This window comes from Sphingobacterium paramultivorum, from assembly GCF_014109745.1.
Taxonomy (GTDB): Bacteria; Bacteroidota; Bacteroidia; order Sphingobacteriales; family Sphingobacteriaceae; genus Sphingobacterium; species Sphingobacterium paramultivorum.
In genome coordinates, this window is the sequence record NZ_CP058555.1 from 4658599 (window position 1) to 4676172 (window position 17574).

Genomic DNA, 17574 nt, shown 5'->3' on the forward strand with positions numbered 1-17574 from the left:
ATTTTGATTGTATTAATGATATACTTGGCACTCTCCGTCCAAGCTTCATGTAAAACTACATAAAAATATGAAATTCAAGTTCGGCCTTCGGAGTTTTAACGTTTGTTAGCATTTTGTTTTGCTAGGCGCATTCCTACAATATTCCGCAAAGATTTTAAGACCCCTAAAAACGATCTCTAACAATACAAGTCAATACAGCCGTATTTCTTAAGCAACAGCTGTACTGCAAAAAACAAAGCCACATCATTTCTTGGTGATGTGGCTTACCCAATTGCTCATGCAATAAGGTTAACTTTTATATTTACTTTCAAATGCTGTAGATGCTTGATTGACACCATTGCTCATATTTTCAAATGCTTTATTGATATTTTCAAGCAATTCAGACTCTTTAGCAGCATCAGGTGTCTTATTTTTTCGGAGTTCAATCAATTTCGGATAATCCTCTGTAACGATTTTTTTATACCCATTTAAGCCATCAAGAACTGCTTTTTGGAATATCGCATCGCCTTTAAAATCTCCCAGATCTTCGACTTTCTTGATATCATCATTCAAAGATTTTTCCCAATCTGCGCGGACCTGTTCGGCTTTCGTATAATCGGAGCCATTCATGGCGGCATTCATGTCTGTCACATGTTTTTCACTACTATTTATAACGGTAATAATTGAATTGTTGTATGCTGCAGGATCTTTTTCTCCCGAACCACAACTTGACAGGCTCAGAACCGCTGCGGTCATCATGCCCGTAATAAATTGTTTAATCATATTAATCTATTTTGTTGATGTATTTCAGTATTTAATGCTCATTTACACAAAGATAGCCTTCAAAACAACTGAATTTCATCACGGAAATCAGGGATTTCTGCAGCCATTCCAAGCTAAAGGGACATTAACTGATTGCGAAAGTTGTGATTGCCATTACGTTGGTCAAAGCGGTCTGCGAGTTGATCCGCCAGTTTTCCATAATGATTGGCCAATTCGCTTGCGGTGTAGGTATTTTTCCCTTGAAAAAAATTATGCTGATTGCCGAGCTCAAGCATAAAAGATTCATCAGGGCCAAAATTCCTCATGGCTTCACAGATATAGCAGGCCAACTGAAACATGGATCGATTGTCGGGACCATCAGCCCAAGGCAAAAATCGTTCGATCCATTCCTTCGCTTTACCAATATTGGTATAGGAAAAATAGGTTGCTAGTTTAATTGCCGAAATCAAAATTGCGGAGTCCTTTTCTTTCTTAAACACCTCCTTTTCTGCCAGCTGCGCCATTTTATCGGCCTGCTCAGTATCACCTTGCTTAAGACCTTCATATGCCAGGTTCACGGCCGTACGCAAAGGGACATGCGAACAGGTAAACTGGCCTTCAATTAAAGGTAAGGCTTTATCGACTGCTTGGCTATAGCCATCCTGTAATAGTGTTGCTGATACTTCTGCATCCATTTCACAGGCTTCACAATCGCTCATGTCATCTCTTTGCATAGCATTTACGTTCTTCAATGCGCGCTCGATGGCGACAATATCTTTTTGCGCCAGCGCATCACTCAGCTCCTCATTGTATATGGCACGCTTACCATAACCGTTGCGGATCAATCGTTGTTCAAAGTCGCGCAAAGCCGCTTCAATCTGCTCACGGCTGACAGCAGGATTATCGTATAATTCGGACATCATCCATTTGTATTGCCACAAGAAGTCTTCTTCATTAAAGAGTTCAGGATTTTCATCGTAAGCCTGTAATATCCACGCAAATGCAGGTAATGATTCGGTTGAAAAAGCAAGGTCTATCTCTTCGCTGATTAAATCTAAGCGAAGGTCATATCCCCATTCAATATCTTGATTTTCATCTGCAATCCGAATAGCCTGTGTCAACAGGTTAACCTTTTCCAAGGTATTGTCTACTCGTGCAATCTGATTGCGAAGTTTCTGAATTTTAAGTGTATACATCTAATTACTCCTTCTTTTTTTTTTTTGAGTATATTTACTTTTTAATATATTTTCTATGCAATAAAAGGAAATCCGTACGCGGTGGAGTATACTCAACCGCTTTAAAGATTCACAAAATTATCCAGCCCCATGACGATGAGGCTTTTTAGGGCCTCATTCATGACCTTCATTTCCCGCTCCTGGACAGGATACTTACCTAAAATTAGCGCTTGCACGTAAAGCACTTCCATAACTGAACGAAGCATGTAGACATCTTTTATATCCATTAGCGTTTTGATCAGCGCATTGTCAGCATTTAAACATAACGTATTCTGGATCTTATTCGGCCTCGATGTCTTAAGTACTTGCGCAAAAGGATTTGCATTTTCCTTTAATTGGCTAATCGTATTTTCTACATTATTTTGCTCCATTTTTGTAAAAATAGCCGGCGTATCAATCGGTTTAAACCGTCTAATTTCAAGGACGCAGCTATAATCGTCTAAAATGCGCTGCACTTCTTTCTGAAAAGAAACATAGTGATTGTGCTCATCTTCATGAATCGGCTGAAACGTTTCCAGGAGCTGATTGGGCGACATCTCTGTTATCTTATAATCGCTATATTTTTGTTTGATCCTGCGGAGCAACTCGGTATCAAATGTGTAGGACGCATTCACAAGAATCATCCCCTGTGTATCGGCCATACGGTCAATCTGTTTGAAATCTTCAAAATCAGCACAGTAATAGAGCTGTTGCTGATGATCAATGATATTTTGAAAGCTTCGTTGTCCGCGATTGGTTTCAAACGGAATATCTGCCAAAAATATCGCTAGAAAGTCCGGATCTTCAAGCGCAAAAGCTTTCAAGTGGAGATAGTGAGTTTGGATAATGCGAATATATATATCGAAATCGATCTTCTTCACCTGTTGCAGGTACGTTTTCAGCACAGCAGCTATTTCTTTTCGCGCCTGCCGTAGTAGATCATTTTTCATCAAAGACTCCCGTGAGGCGGTGGCACTAAGTTCCTCTGTGTTGACAAGCATCCGGACAAAAAAAGCCCAATTTGGCAAAATAGACTGATCTTCTTCAGCGAGAAACATGCGCTTCAAGTAGATACGGTGACGCTGCTTACTGCTAAACTGCGTACGGAAAGGTAAAATATACAACACCCCTTTTGCCTTTCCCGCCGTCGTTTCAAATGGAATTGCATCTAAAAAGTTGACATGAAAGAGTTCTTTTCCAACAGCCAGCAATTCTGCTTTCGAAACTGATGAAGCAAGCCATTGGGGTTCTTCTTTATGAATAATCTTTTCGGTAGCTCCAACTACAATCGAAATGTTTTCTCGCAGCGCATCTCCATAAAACTTGATTTTTTTCTCAAGATAATCCGCTTCAAAGATATAGTTGAATTGTTTTTTAGGGCTTAGGATAACACGTGTTCCGACAGGAATATCTTCAGTAAGCCGCTCGATTTTATAGTCCCCTTCAGCTCTCGCGGTCCAACGTAGAGGCAGTTGTTCAAGGGCCGATTTTGTTTCCACAATTATCTCATCGCTGACCACAAAACAAGAAAGTAGTCCAATACCAAACTTACCAATGAAATCCTGAGCATCCTTAATGTCTTTACTCTTTGAACTCTCACCTATAACCGACAAAAATTGATGAATATCGGTCTCCTTAAGGCCTATCCCATTATCGCTGAACAGAAACTTCGGTTGTTCAATGCTTGGCAGCTCAATCGTTATTTTACCCTGATGCTGTTCATCCAAGTGTTTCAATGCTGTAATTGCATCCACGCCGTTTTGAAGCAATTCCCGAATAAATGTATTGGGATCGCTATACAGGTGCTCGGAGAGCAGTGCGATCATTCCTTTCAGATTGACCTGAAAGGAATAGGATTTTTCTTCTTGCATGTTTTTCTTACTTTCTCGTTTTCTTTGTCAATCGAATAGCTTCTTCATGTCCATTGTCTGCCGCCCTTTCAAACCACTCCAGGGCAAGATCTTCATTTTCTTCTACCCCATCACCCATAAGATAACAGTTGGCCAGTTTATATTGTGCTTCAGCATGATCGGCTTCAGCGGCCTTCATAAGCCATTCTACACCGTCGCGAAGATCCATCGGTATGCCATCTCCTTCCAGCAGCTGAACCGCAACAAAGTAACAGGCATACACATTACCTTGCTGTGCTACTTCCATAAAATACCCATAGGCAGCTGCTTTATCGATCTCGGTACCTACTCCAAAATAATAGCAACGGGCTAATCGGTAGCTCGCCTCCTGATTTCGTCGCTCTGCAGCTTGTTTATAATATCCAAAAGCTTTCGCTGGCTGTGCTTCCACGCCGATACCAAACTCATAACACATGCCAATTCCCTCCGTCAGATAGCCAAGTTTTTCGGCACGCGTGTAGTAATCAAAGCCTTTGTCGTATTCTTCCAGCTGATCATAGTCGAAGAAAAAGTAGTCGCCAAGCAGCAAGAGCGCCTCAGCTACATTTTTTTGCGCGGCCTCTTCCAAAAGCTGAAGACCATGAGCTGCATCCTTTTGCACCAATCCGGTCAAATAGTATCGTCCCAATACATAAGTTGCATAAGGGAACCCCAGATCAGCAGCCTTCTTAATATTTTCCTGTGCTTTAAATGTATCTTGGTTCAATCCATAACCATATTCATAACAGAGACCCAGATCAGTCAAAGCCTGTACGTGATTTCGTTCAGCAGCCTGTTGGTATAAAGCAATCATCCGGTCCAGATTTATCTCCGTACCTATGCCCCCCCGATAGCAGCGCGCCAGTTCATATATACTATTTAACTCCTGCATATCGGCTCCAATTTCAAACGCCGTAAAAGCTGCTTTCGGTTGGGGAGCTCCGGACTGGTGATAATCATTTTCCAAATAAATACCTTTTAAATAATACGCATATGGATAACCAAGCTCTGCCGCACGCGAGAAATAATCAAAGGCCAATTTATAATCCGGTTCGGACTTTAATTCAGCAGCTAAACCCATTTCCGTTAGCGCAGTGGCGTTATTATATCCTGCCGCTTCTTCAAAATAAGGCAATGCAGCGGCCAAATCTGGTTCCTCTCCATGGATACCATATTTTAGGTACCTACCAACCTGATATAAAGCTTGAGGCAATTTATCTGTTGCTGCATCCTGATAGTAAGCAAAGGCGGTTTTGTAATCCGGAGCAACTCCATCATAGCCAGATTCGACCATATTACCCATGCGCAACTTGGCGTAAGCAATGTTTTTTTCCGCCATTGCGCTGAAGCGCCGAAAGGCTAATTTTTCATCCCTTGGGAGGAACCTACCTTCGAGGAGAATTTCAGCGAGTTCAACCTGAGCTTCCACATACCCGTCTTTCTCGTCGAGCAGACGTAATAAAGATAGTCCCTTTTCGATGTCCTGCACAGCCTCCTGATAGAGATACAGACAGGCGAGACGATAACCCGCATAATTATTATTATAGTCGTATGCTTTCTGAAGATACCACAGCGGTTCTTCGAAATCCTGTTTTTCCTGATTGTTGTTGGCCAGTGCCTGAAGTTTGATAAGTGCAATTTGCACCGCGGCGTCCATCATTCCGTATTCAAACAGTTCTCGATATTCCGGTACAAGAAGCTCCTGTTCACCTATGGAAGCCGCCTCCGCACGTTTTATTTCATTCAGCACAAATCTGCAATAACGAGATTCAGCCATCGTGATACCCTCTTCCAGGGCTTCCAAGCGTTTGCTCTTATCCTCTTTACGCGCATAGTAAAATTGGAGCGCCTCATAATAATGGCGCAGTATTTTCCTTTCCGGAGATTGCTTGAGCAGCTGAATACGGTCAAAGACTTCTTCATATTTATCGGTCCAGACATCAATATGGGCAGCATATGCAATTCCCCAAAGATATCCGCCCAAAGCGAGTGCATCCAGTTCGGCCTTGGCGATATCGCGGTCGATATCGGCCAGCAAACCTAAATAATTGTAGTATAGATAAAGGGGTCTTGCCCATTCAACCCCAGCATCGATGCCTCTCTTCAAATAAAGGGAAGCCTTTTCTTTCTCTACCACATGTCGGCGACATAAAATATGCTGTAAGCCAAGCTCCACCCATGCATGAGGATTGATCGCAGCATAGCGCTCTAATATTGTTCGTATTTTATCGATAAAAAAGGTATAATCCTCTTCGTTCAGATATACGTTTACGGCAAAATCAGTTCCTTTTTCAAATAATGCATCATAAAGTGCAGCCGCACTGGACTGCTCCAAGTTGTGCTCAAAATAAATCAGGACATCAAGCCATATATCGGGCGTAATTCGTTTCGAAAGGTCAACTGTCAATTGATGTTCAGCCGATTGCAATGCGGCAACTTTAATAGAATATTCTTCACTTAACTTCATATATCATCGTATGTACTACTTGTAAAATATGCTTTTTATACTCTTTAGGCGCCAAAAAGCAACAAAAACTTTGCCACTGTATCATACAGTCAATTCTGTTTATTATAATGCAACTATATTGCTTTTAAAATCTTTTTACTTATATTTGTTGCAACTTAATTGCAATACATATCAATTGTAATACATATTGATTGTAATACATATTGATTGCACTGATTACTCTTTACGAATCGAATCCACATAGATGAATAGGTATATCATTTTTTCACTTATCGCAGCACAACAGCTATTTTTCCCATGTTATGGACAGGAGAAGAGTATCGAGCTTGAAGAAGTAAAAGTTGGAGGGCGACGTTATCACCGGGCAGCAGAAGGAGCATTATCGATCCAGCTATTAACTGCCGACTCTATACAAAAATACCAGGCGGGAAGTTTAATGCAGACATTAAGCAGACTTCCCGGTGTCAGTGCCATAGGCATAGGTGCCAATCAGTCTAAACCGCAGATTAGAGGGCTCGGATTTAATCGTGTGGCCACGGTAGAAAATGGCATTAAACATGAAGGCCAGCAATGGGGGCTGGATCATGGATTGGAAATCGATCAATTCAGTGTGGGGAGTGCCGAGGTACTAAAGGGGTCCAGCTCATTTCTGTATGGCTCAGATGCCATTGGCGGTGTCATTCGGCTATCACCGCCAGCGGAACTACAGGAGACAGGTTTTAAGGGGCAGTTTAACCTATTGACAAAGTCAAACAACGCGACTTTTGGCGGATCGCTGCAAACACAGGGCCGAAAAGGAAATTGGGTATTTGGAGGAGGATTCACACATCTGGAATATGGCGATTACCGTGTCCCCACAGATACAGTCTATGTTTACAATTATGCGGTACGTCTGAAAGATCGGCATGTTCGCAACACTGCGGGACGAGAGACACATTTTCAACTACGTGGCGGATATCTATCAGATCGTTTTTCTTCGATTTTCTACCTGAGTAATTATCATACAAAGTTTGGCTTCTTTGCCAATGCGCACGGCTTGGAACCAAGGGGCGTAGATACAGCACTTTATGACAAATCCAGTCGTGACATTGGTTTCCCAAGCCAGACGGTCAATCACCTGAAGCTTATTAACCGCAACTTTATCGATCTGAATACGCATAAGCTTTGGATAGACCTGGGCTATCAGAAAAATTACCGGCAAGAATATAACAATTACACCGCGCATGGTTATATGCCACCTGTTTATCCAAAAGATATGACTATCCCAATCAATTTGGAAAGGTTATATGACAAACAGGTCTATAGTATCACTGTAAAAGACCAATTTGAGTTGGCCACACATCGACTTACCATTGGTGCAAATGGAGAGTATCAGGATAACCGGATTGATGGTTGGAGCTTTCTCATCCCCACTTTTAGCCAAAAAGCAATGGGCCTATTCGTTTACGATCAATACAAGATCGCGGACGAAACCATGCTATATGGGGCATTGCGTTACGATTACAGCCATATTCAGACCTCACCGTATCAGGATTGGTTCGAATCACAGCTGGAAGATAATCAGTCGGGCAGAATAGTCCGGGCTTCGGCGCTCAGTCGCCGTTTCAATAGCCTGGTTTGGTCTATAGGAGCGGCACATCAATTCGGAGATCTAGAAACAAAAATCAATGTAGGAAAAAGTTTCAGGGCCCCCATTGCACAGGAGCTCGGCGCCAATGGTGTCAACTATCACTACTTCAGTTATGAAAGAGGCAATCAATCATTGTCTCCCGAACAGTCCTATCAACTGGATTTATCATTGACCTGGAGTCCCAGAAAAGTCTTTGTCGCCTTTACGCCATTCTTTAATTACTTTTCCAATTATATCTATCTCAATCCCACGTCAAGCTACGATCAATATTATGGCGCCGGCAATCAAATCTTTGAATATATGGAAAGCCGTGTTCGCCGTTATGGAGCAGAATTGAAACTCAGCTACCAGCCTCTGAAACAATGGAAAGTAGAATTATTGGGTGAATATGTTCGATCGGAACAACTATCGGGTGCAAAGAAAGGATATACACTTCCTTTCTCTCCGGCACCTTCAGCTTTGATGGACATCAGCTGGACAGCAAAAAATAGCAAACATTTTAAAGAGACCTACCTTTCCGTCGATTGCAAATGGACAGCAGCGCAGTATCACGTTGTTCCACCAGAAGAGTCCACAGCAGATTATCAAGTCTTCAACTTCCGGGCAGGAACACAACTTCGGTTTTCGGGATCTGTCCTCCAATTGCGCTTACAGGTTCAAAATCTCTTTGACAAGAAATATATGGATCATACCAGCTTTTATCGGCTGATCTCTTTGCCTGAACAGGGAAGGAATTTTATTCTATCCATTGGAGTTCCCTTTGGGAAACAGTCCCGATCATAAGATTATTAAAACTAAACCCTTTGCTCCCTATAAACAACCGTTGAGCAATATACGAGCATCGCAAGCTTATGAATATCGCTTAACACATACACGAATGAATAAAATTTATATATGAAAACACTTCAAAAATACACACTTATTACAGTGTTACTTGCCATGACTGTTGCCTGTAAAAAAGATAAGGAAAGCATTGATACCGAAAAACCGACCATCGCCATCGATTCGGAAACGGCTTTCCCAAAACAATGCAGCACAATTAAACGAGGTACAAGTTTTACTTTCCACAGTAAGCTATCTGATAATGTAGCGCTCGGGAGCTATAGCATCGACGTACACCATAATTTTGACCATCATTCGCATAGTACAGAAATCGGCGAATGCACGGTTGAAGCGATCAAAACTCCCATCAAGCCCTTCACCTTGGTCAAGACAGTCAATATTCCGGGGCAGCCACAGCAATATGATGCTGAATTAAAAATCGATGTACCAGCAGATATCGATCCGGGTAATTATCACTTTATGATTCAGGTGACTGACCTGGCGGGATGGAGCAGCCAGAAGGGAATCAGCATCCGTATACTCGAGTAATACCATACATATTTATCAACTCAATTTAATTAAATCCATTTTACATGAAAACTAGAAACATTCGCTTCTTCTTCCTGTTAAGTACAATTCTTTTAGGCTTCCTATCGTCCTGTAAGAAAGATAACGAAGAAATTCCAGCACTTGCAAAGCCCCAGATAGGCACACTTGAAATCGGCAGTGGCAATAACAAAACTGTCCAGGCGGGATCAGATCTACATCTTGAAGGCGATATTGTTGCCGAAGCACTGATTGCTAAAATCGAAATTGAGGTTCATCAAGAAGGTGGCGGTCAGTATAACTTTACAAAAGCCTATACGGATGGGAAATACATTGGCGTGAAAAATGCAACATTTCATGAACACATCGATGTTCCTGCTGATGCTCCCGCCGGGGCATATCATTTTCATTTTACGGTAACCGACAAAGCCGGAAATGCGACTACAGCTGAATCACCGTTGACTATACAAAGTTCAGATGCCAAAGTTGCTTATAAGCTTGTATTTACGGAAGTAGCCGGCGAAGCTCATGGAGACCATTTCCATGATCTTGCCGACAAAGAAAAGGTAGAACCAATTACGATCAGCTTTGACGAGAAGGGGACAGCATTGGCTGGAGGACATGCTCACCTCAATCCTGCAGGTATCTATAAAATTGAATTAAAACAATTTGATGCTTCTTCAAAAGAAATTCAGAGCCAATACATCAGCAATAAAGCAACTGCAGATTACTACAAAGCATTCCTTACGGGTGGTTCTTTTATTTTAAATCCGAATAGCAGTACAGGAAATGGTGCGATCTTTCAAACGAAAGAAACGACCTATGGTGATGGCTCTGCAGTCAACGGAGCAACGGAGACGACAGGGATTATCACTTATTTTACCGCAGGAAAAGACAATGAGGGCGAGAAAAATGTATTCTTTGTACTTCGCAAGTTTAACGATGCCAGCACAAAGGCAAAAGTTACCCGTACTGACTGGAACCTATCGGATTACGCCACTAAGTTTGCTGGTCAAGACCTCATAAAGCTATCTTTTGAAATCCACGCAGAGGAAGGAGAAGATTAGTTAGCGCAATAAACTCAGCTTACTTGCCCAAAAGAACCTTCATGATTTCGCCGCTATGAATGCGTGTAAAATCATGAAGGTTTTATTTGTACAGAAATATCTGCTTAGTCCCTTACTTTCGTAAGAACATTTCCCTGTGGATCGAGTACCAACTTCCACTCCTCTTTTCGACTTTTCACTTCAAACGCATAACTTACTTTCTGCTCGGCGGTAATCTTTTTTGCGTCTTCAATGCGATATCCCGGAAAATCTCTTTTCACCCGGTCCAGCACACTCTTCGGTAGTTCTCTTTTGTTGATTTCAGTCTTGTAGCGCAGAAGTTTTCCGTTATGCTGAAACCAAGCTTCCTGGTCAATACCAAATAAGCCCGTTTCAAACTCCGCTTCATAAACATTCCCCTTCAATTCCCAATCTACTTTTTTGGCTTTTGGAAATTTCTGCTGGAAACTATTCACCACGACAGCGGGAACTTGACTTTGTGGTATATCTTGAGCAATAGCTCCTGTGGTTGTCAGTGCAAGTACGAAAGCACTACAGATTAATTTACAGTTCATGATTCTATTTTTTAGTGTACTACAAAGTAAAAAAGCGAATCTGTAAAGATTTGGGAACACATGCCTGCTCCTGGAATATTTTCTAAGGGACCATATTGAGCTGAAAGCTATGCTGATTGTTTTCATAATGGTAGACGATTGCAAAACTATAGAGGTGACAGATGGCCTGCACAATGGCAAGCCCCAAGCCAGTACCTTTGGATGCTGCATCTGATTTATAAAAACGGGAGAATACCAGGTTAGCATCCAACGCAGCATGTGTACTCGTATTGGACACGGCCAGCCCTTTGTTCGTTATATGGATATTCACCTCGCCGCCCAATCTATTGTGGAACAAAGCATTTCGTAGGAGATTTGATACCACTATATTTGCCAAAGCACCATCCATTTGTACACTCAGCTGATCTTCTTGTACAACATTGATTTTTACCTGTTTAAATTCAGCAATAGCCTCAAACTCCGCTAAAATATTCAGCACAAGCGTATTGAACGAAAGATCCTCATTGTGCAGAAATTGTTTATTCTCAATTTTACTCAACAGCGACAAGGATTTATTGAGGCGAACAAGCCGCTCGGCAGTTGCTAATACCGCTGCAACAGTCTCAGACTGTTCCTGGTTCAGCCCCTCTGTTTCCGCCATGATTTCCAATTTGTTGATCATAATGGCCAACGGTGTCTGTAATTCATGCGAAGCATTGCCAATAAACTGTTTTTGCTGTTCATAGCTTTCCTCGTTATGGCGAATTAAGGTAGCCACTGCAAGCTGTAGATCTTTAAATTCTTGGATCTGCGTATCCATAGTAGGCTTCTCCTTGGTTTTGCCTAAACGAAACCGTGTCAACTGATCCAAGAAAATATATAATGGTCCCCATAAACGTTCTATTACGACTTTATTGATGGATACGATACTGATGACCAACAAAACAAATAAAATAACAACAGAATAAAAGAGATTCTTGATTAGATCGCTTTCTTCGATCATCGAGTTGATGATCGAAAGTTCATAATAATGTCCTTGATGTTCAAATGCTGTCGTCAACATTCGGACTGGTTCCAGCTCCGGTTCGGGATCATCATCGTCCTGCATATACAACATGGTGTCCTTATAAACGTTTTGCATCTTAAGAGCTTGTTCTTCGGAGATCTGGCGCACCTTATAGTTATTTATCCCAAACTCTAAATCTGGAGCTACGGTGGGATTGCTAGAAAGTTCCTGGATAATGAGCCGTTTTTGGTTTTCGAGTTCTTCGTCGATATTATCGTGGATCACCTCCAACATAAATAGATAGAACACTGTTGACCAGAGGGCTATGACCACCAACACGGAGATAGAAAGGTACTTTAGTGTTTGGTTGGCTAATCTCATTTTTCGACAAGTTTATAACCGATTCCATATACCGCTTCAAAATCCACATCAGCATGACTAGCCAAGAATTTTTTGCGCAAGTTTTTTATCTGTGAATAGATGAAATCAAGATTATCCGCCTGGTCCGTATTATCGCCCCATACATGTTCTGCCAGCGCACTTTTGCTGACCAGTCTATTTTTGTTCAATAAGAAGTAGTTGAGCATATCGAACTCCTTCCGATTTAAAGGCACAGGCTCCTGTGCAATAAATAAGCAGCGTTCATTGAGATCCAGCACGATGTTTCCCATTTCCAATGTATGCTTACCTTCCCGTTGTTTCCTTCGTAACACGGCTTTAATCCGTGCATTCAGCTCAGCAATATGAAAGGGTTTTGTCAAATAGTCATCGGCTCCAAGTTCGAGTCCCTTTAGCTTATCGTCCAAAGAATCCTTTGCGGAGATAATGATCACATTATCGGACTTACCCTCATTTTTGAGCTGATCGAGGATCTGCAAACCATTGCCTCCAGGCAGCATGATGTCGAGCAGGATACAATCGTAATCATAAACAGCGACTTTCTCAAGGGCTGATCCATAATCAGCGGCAGTTTCTACCGTATATTCTTCCTTAAGTAAAGATGCCTTCACAATTTCCCTTAAATCCGCTTCGTCTTCAATAACCAATATTTTCATCTTCTTAATTCTATTTAGAGGAAAACTTGTGTAAACAATAGTAATCTGTCCATGCTAAATGACAATTTACATACACAATTGTTTATGACAAAGGTACCTTGAATTTGGGAAAGATTTAGGAATACACTGCTAGCCTCCTATTTTAAGCTGACATCCAGGTAAACCGAATGACGTCCGTAAGTATCATAAAAAGGTTTATAAAGCACATCATCAATGTAAAATTCCAATGTTTCGGGATTCCCTTTAATAGACTTAGCAATATCCTTTGCGTCTAAGGTTACTTTACGCCAGTCCTTTCTTGCTGCAGGTTCCTGGGCTGCCAATAAGATTGGCCCATAAAATAGACTTGCAATATTGGGCTGATCCATAACCGGGTCCAGATGAAACTGAAATGGCATTTTGAGGTTGATCACATCCCCATCTTTCCAGGTACGGTTTAAGGTCAGGTAAGTACCCGGCTCAGCTTTAATTTTTTGATCGACTCCATTTATTGCAACAAAAAATCCCTTTGTTGCCCAGCTTGGCACCCGCAAATGAAGTTCAAATTTGCCATTCCCCCGTATGGTCAGCGCTGTTTGATCCGCTTTCGGAAAACTGGTTTGTTGCTCGACGCTGATTCCGCGTTCCGTCCAATGTAAGGTAGAAGGAATATACAGGTTGACATACAGCGACTGGTCATCTTTGCTTTTAAAATAGATTGTATTCTGCAATTTAGTACTGCTCTCAATAGCCGTACCATTACAGCAGGTAAAGCCTTTCATATTGGCATTTCCAAACTGCTTAATCGATCCTGCGCGTAAAGGCACATGATACGTGTTTGCTGGACTATTTTCTGCAACAGAAGCTAAGATATGATTGTATAATCCACGTTCATAATAATCCATCAACTCTGCGCGCTGATCGAACATAAACAAGTCACTTGTCAATTTCAGCATGTTATAGGTTGCACAGGTTTCGTTCTGCCCGCCTGCAGAAAATCCATTTTCATATAATGTCGCCGGCTGGCTAATAAAACATTCGGCATTGGCCGGATTTCTGGCCCCAGCCACACCACCGATACTATACATATAATCGTTGGTGGCCTTATACCAAAAGTTGTCCGCGATTTTATAATATTGGGGCTCATTGGACACCCGGTATAGCTCCATGCTACCCACAATTTGAGGAATATGCTGATTGGCATGTAAGCCCCTAAAAGTATCTACATTTTTGGCCAGTCCATGTGTGTGCGCGGCATTGCCGTAGAACATATCAATATTGTCAAATAAGCGGGCGGTTTTTAAATAGTTCTCCTCACCCGTTATACGATATAACCTTGCCATCACTTCATTCATTCCCCCAAATTCACCCGCGATATACGTATTCCACATCTTGATTAATGTTTCTGTCGGGACTTTATTTAAACGTGTATACACCCAATTGCCCATTCCCTCTGCGATCTCCAATGCTTTTTTATTCCCACTTACCTCATAAACGTCCATCAGACCGGCCAGAATTTTATGCAGGGTATAATAAGGTGCCCAAATCTGGTTCTTCTGCCCTCCATATTTTGCGCCATGTTCAAGCATAATAAACTGATCCGGGGGATAGGCACTGATAAAACCAAGTCCCCAGTTCCAATAATCTGTACGGATTCCTTCGTCACTCAGGTCAGAATCATAAGCTGATTTACCGGGGCCATAAGGTACCGCAGCAGGATCCGCAATAGAAGCCTGTCCCGCTTGTCTCGGCGTACCCGACAACTTTGACAAGGAATAAAGCACGTTGACCATGGTATCCATCTTCCCCAAAAATTTTGACTGGAGTACCTTATCATAGCCTGTACTCGCATAAGCTTGTGCAATTGCCGTCAGGTAATGTCCTGTAGCATGACCGCGCAGCTTGATATCCTGGCTGTCCCATACCTCCAAGGGCTGCGCACCGATCGGTTGTGTTTGCCCAAAGGCGTGACGAAACATATAGAGGAATGAATTGGGATCCGATTTTGCCAATGTATCAATGAATTTATTGCGATTTTCAATAAACTTCGTTTGATGCTCCTTTACATCCGTATTAAGGGAAACCTGATCCAAGTGAAATGCGTCCAATTTTAAGCTAGGCATCTTGGACTTTACCTTCCCTTTGACTGTAATGATGGCTTTGGGTTTCAGATCAGTCCCGGGAACACGCCCCGTGACGGTGTAAGCTGTTTGCTGCGCGACGGCACTATTGTCGGTTGGTGCAGGCCACAACACACGCACTTTTGGTCCCACCATACCGTCTTTATATGTACCGACGACATAACTCGGCAATCGTGGCAGCTCGCCTACCTCTGTTTCTACCGTGACATCTGCAACTCCGGTTAAAAAGGCATTATAAAGCTCTGCTTTGTTCATTGGAAATCGCGGTAAGTCATCCTCAGCCTTACCTTTAGAAGTAACATCTTCACGCACACCTTTCAGCGCATTTCTGTACACCATGCCGATCTGGTTTCGATTCAGTGGCACACGATAAATGCGAAAATCATGCAACAGTGCATTTAAACTTACATTTCCATCCAACAGGGATTTTCCAATGTATAGTGTCCTCTTACTACCTGTCTGTCCAAAAACCTCGGTCAACTCCTGTGGGATACCTTTAACTTCTCCGGTAGGCATACCATCTAAATACGTTTGCATGGTCCCCGTAGCAATATCAACCACAATGGCCAAGTGCACCCATTTGTTTAAAGGCACTGCCGAAGAGACCGCATTTTTTACTTCTGCCTTCTTTTGCGCGATTATCCCCATATAGCCATTTTGTAGCGCTGTACCTGTTGGTGTTCCAGCAAAATGCCTGGTGATATCTTGTCCAAAATCGAATAAATACTGGCCAGATTGCGCTGCACGTAAGTACATCCAGCCTGTAATGCTGATCGACTCGAGATCAGCGAGTACTTGCGCTGGAAGTACGACAAAATCGTCCTTTCCTCCAGCGAGAGAAAGCACCTTTGTAAATTGCTTATCTGACACAAATGACGCTTTTGTCCCTTGGAATTTACCATGTAGTCCATTGCGCGACCAATCCTTAAAATCCCCATCAAAGACGTAACGGGCCACCATGCCTGTCTCTCCAATACCATCCAGGATCTGATCCCCACCCTGTGCCACAGCTACAGCGGTCGTTTTGATAAAAATCGTAAGAATTGCCGCAAAATATATCGTATATCTTTTCATATCGCTATCTTTTATTCGCTAATGATTTATTGTTTAAAGATCACCTTCTAGCCAGGTAAAAGCTATTAACGTATCCTTTTTCCTTGATTGTCTTCAAAAGATGACAATCAAAAAGAAAAGCAATGCCTATTAATAAGCTTCCAAAGTCGAAGAACATTTTCCGCATTGCTGTCTATTTGACATTTATAAAATTAATGACTCTACATCATTATACATAGGTTTATTTTAGCCGATATTCTCCAGATTTTAACTAAGGTGTATCGCGTCGACTGCCGTCCATGGGGCCACAACCCCTCCCCCCCGTAGGAGCGGTAAAAAACGCCAATATATTACGAAGATACAAACATGCGCAAACTCAGCTCGCTATGATCGATTACTCCTCGGTAATTTGTATTTTAGATTCGATATGATCTACTATGGATAAACGAAATTCAAAAATTTGGGCACCAGTGATCAGTCTGGATGGTTTCCGCAAGGAACAGACTGCAGGGCGCGACGAACTCCTATTTAATGAACTGCATGGCGAACGGCTCATCGACAAACCGCATAAACATGATTTTTTTATCATAAATCTGTTCGATAAAGCATCAGGCGTCCATACCATCGATTCGATTGACCATATCATAAAAGACCATCAGGTTCATGTGCTCTTTCCGGGGCAAATGCACAAATGGCATGTCTATGCGGGTACAATAGGCTATCAACTCATGATTGAACGATCTTTTTTTGAGCACTTTGCTCCTTTTTTCCGCTTTTCATTCACCAATTACCAAAACCATCCTGTCATTGATCTTACCGCGGATGCTTTTGCACAATTGCATTATGAATTTGAATCTGTCAAGCAGGAGTTAAAAAGAGAAAATTCACTTATTCCATTGATAACTGCCCGAGCGGGAGTCATCGCAGCGATTGTAAGTCGAGAGGCGGAGTCTTCCTTCACCGAATTCAAAGTCTATCAATCTGTTCCACGACTTGCCAAGTTCAATATGCTCATTGATGAATTTTTTAGGGAGCAAAAGCTCGTCGCCTTTTATGCCGAAAAGCTTCATATTTCACCCAATTATCTGAATATACTGTGTAAAAAACATCTGAAAATATCCGCTACACAACTTATTCACCAACGGGTCAGCATTGAAGCCAAACGTCTTTTGCAAAGCACCGAGCGGTCCATCAAAGAAATTGCCTTTGAATTGGGCTTTGCAGATCAAGCTTATTTTTCGAACTTTTTTAAACAGCAAACTGGGGCAAGTCCAAGTGACTTTAGAGAAAACATTCATGTGGGGGAAACTCCAAGTCCCTTGAAAGCAACTTGAAAAAAAGATAAATCACACAAAGAATGGCAGAAATCTCCCAGCAATAATAGGGTACCAGCTATGTAACTTTGTAAAAGACTGGTAGACTTTTTATTCC

The 17574-nt window shown here is 42.0% G+C and carries 12 protein-coding genes; 4 read left to right on the top strand and 8 right to left on the bottom strand.

What is annotated here, in order from left to right; genetic code table 11:
- Positions 1-288: 288 nt before the first annotated feature.
- The 4 genes from HS960_RS19455 to HS960_RS19470 all read right to left on the bottom strand — a co-directional run bounded on the left by HS960_RS19455 (position 289) and on the right by HS960_RS19470 (position 6311).
- A complete protein-coding gene (locus tag HS960_RS19455; RefSeq protein ID WP_153848037.1) occupies positions 289-762 on the bottom strand; it encodes an LIC11966 family surface protein in 474 nt (157 codons plus the stop codon).
- A gap of 113 nt (positions 763-875) precedes the next feature.
- On the bottom strand, positions 876-1937 hold the full coding sequence (locus HS960_RS19460; RefSeq protein WP_182330430.1) for a hypothetical protein: 1062 nt from the start codon (positions 1935-1937) through the stop codon (positions 876-878).
- A 101-nt stretch (positions 1938-2038) separates the two neighbouring features.
- On the bottom strand, positions 2039-3826 hold the full coding sequence (locus tag HS960_RS19465; protein WP_159730381.1) for an HSP90 family protein: 1788 nt from the start codon (positions 3824-3826) through the stop codon (positions 2039-2041).
- Positions 3827-3833: 7 nt separating this feature from the next.
- Positions 3834-6311, bottom strand: coding sequence for a tetratricopeptide repeat protein (locus HS960_RS19470; RefSeq protein WP_153848034.1), 2478 nt, complete (start codon positions 6309-6311; stop codon positions 3834-3836).
- Positions 6312-6555: 244 nt separating this feature from the next.
- On the opposite strand from HS960_RS19470, the gene HS960_RS19475 reads away from it, so the two are divergent.
- The 3 genes from HS960_RS19475 (at position 6556) to HS960_RS19485 (ending at position 10376) form a co-directional block, all read left to right on the top strand.
- On the top strand, positions 6556-8724 hold the full coding sequence (locus HS960_RS19475; protein ID WP_182330431.1) for a TonB-dependent receptor: 2169 nt from the start codon (positions 6556-6558) through the stop codon (positions 8722-8724).
- Positions 8725-8835: 111 nt separating this feature from the next.
- A complete protein-coding gene (locus HS960_RS19480) occupies positions 8836-9312 on the top strand; it encodes a DUF4625 domain-containing protein (protein ID WP_075990700.1) in 477 nt (158 codons plus the stop codon).
- Positions 9313-9356: 44 nt separating this feature from the next.
- Positions 9357-10376, top strand: a complete 1020-nt coding sequence (locus HS960_RS19485; protein ID WP_182330432.1) for a DUF4625 domain-containing protein — start codon at positions 9357-9359, stop codon at positions 10374-10376.
- A gap of 104 nt (positions 10377-10480) precedes the next feature.
- Here HS960_RS19485 and HS960_RS19490 read toward each other — a convergent pair whose 3' ends face one another.
- The 4 genes from HS960_RS19490 to HS960_RS19505 all read right to left on the bottom strand — a co-directional run bounded on the left by HS960_RS19490 (position 10481) and on the right by HS960_RS19505 (position 16164).
- Positions 10481-10930 carry a PepSY-like domain-containing protein gene (locus HS960_RS19490; RefSeq protein WP_182330433.1) on the bottom strand — a complete coding sequence of 150 codons (450 nt, stop codon included), beginning with the start codon at positions 10928-10930 and terminating at the stop codon, positions 10481-10483.
- Between the two features lie 82 nt (positions 10931-11012).
- Positions 11013-12296 carry a sensor histidine kinase gene (locus tag HS960_RS19495; RefSeq protein WP_182330434.1) on the bottom strand — a complete coding sequence of 428 codons (1284 nt, stop codon included), beginning with the start codon at positions 12294-12296 and terminating at the stop codon, positions 11013-11015.
- Positions 12293-12970, bottom strand: coding sequence for a response regulator transcription factor (locus HS960_RS19500; RefSeq protein WP_153848028.1), 678 nt, complete (start codon positions 12968-12970; stop codon positions 12293-12295). Before HS960_RS19500 ends, HS960_RS19495 begins: the two co-directional genes overlap by 4 nt.
- 137 nt (positions 12971-13107) lie before the next feature.
- Entirely contained in the window at positions 13108-16164 is a 3057-nt protein-coding gene (locus HS960_RS19505) for a beta-L-arabinofuranosidase domain-containing protein (RefSeq protein WP_182330435.1), read from the bottom strand.
- A gap of 416 nt (positions 16165-16580) precedes the next feature.
- Between HS960_RS19505 and HS960_RS19510 the strand changes: the two genes are divergently transcribed.
- Positions 16581-17477 carry a helix-turn-helix domain-containing protein gene (locus tag HS960_RS19510; RefSeq protein ID WP_159730369.1) on the top strand — a complete coding sequence of 299 codons (897 nt, stop codon included), beginning with the start codon at positions 16581-16583 and terminating at the stop codon, positions 17475-17477.
- Positions 17478-17574 lie beyond the last annotated feature (97 nt).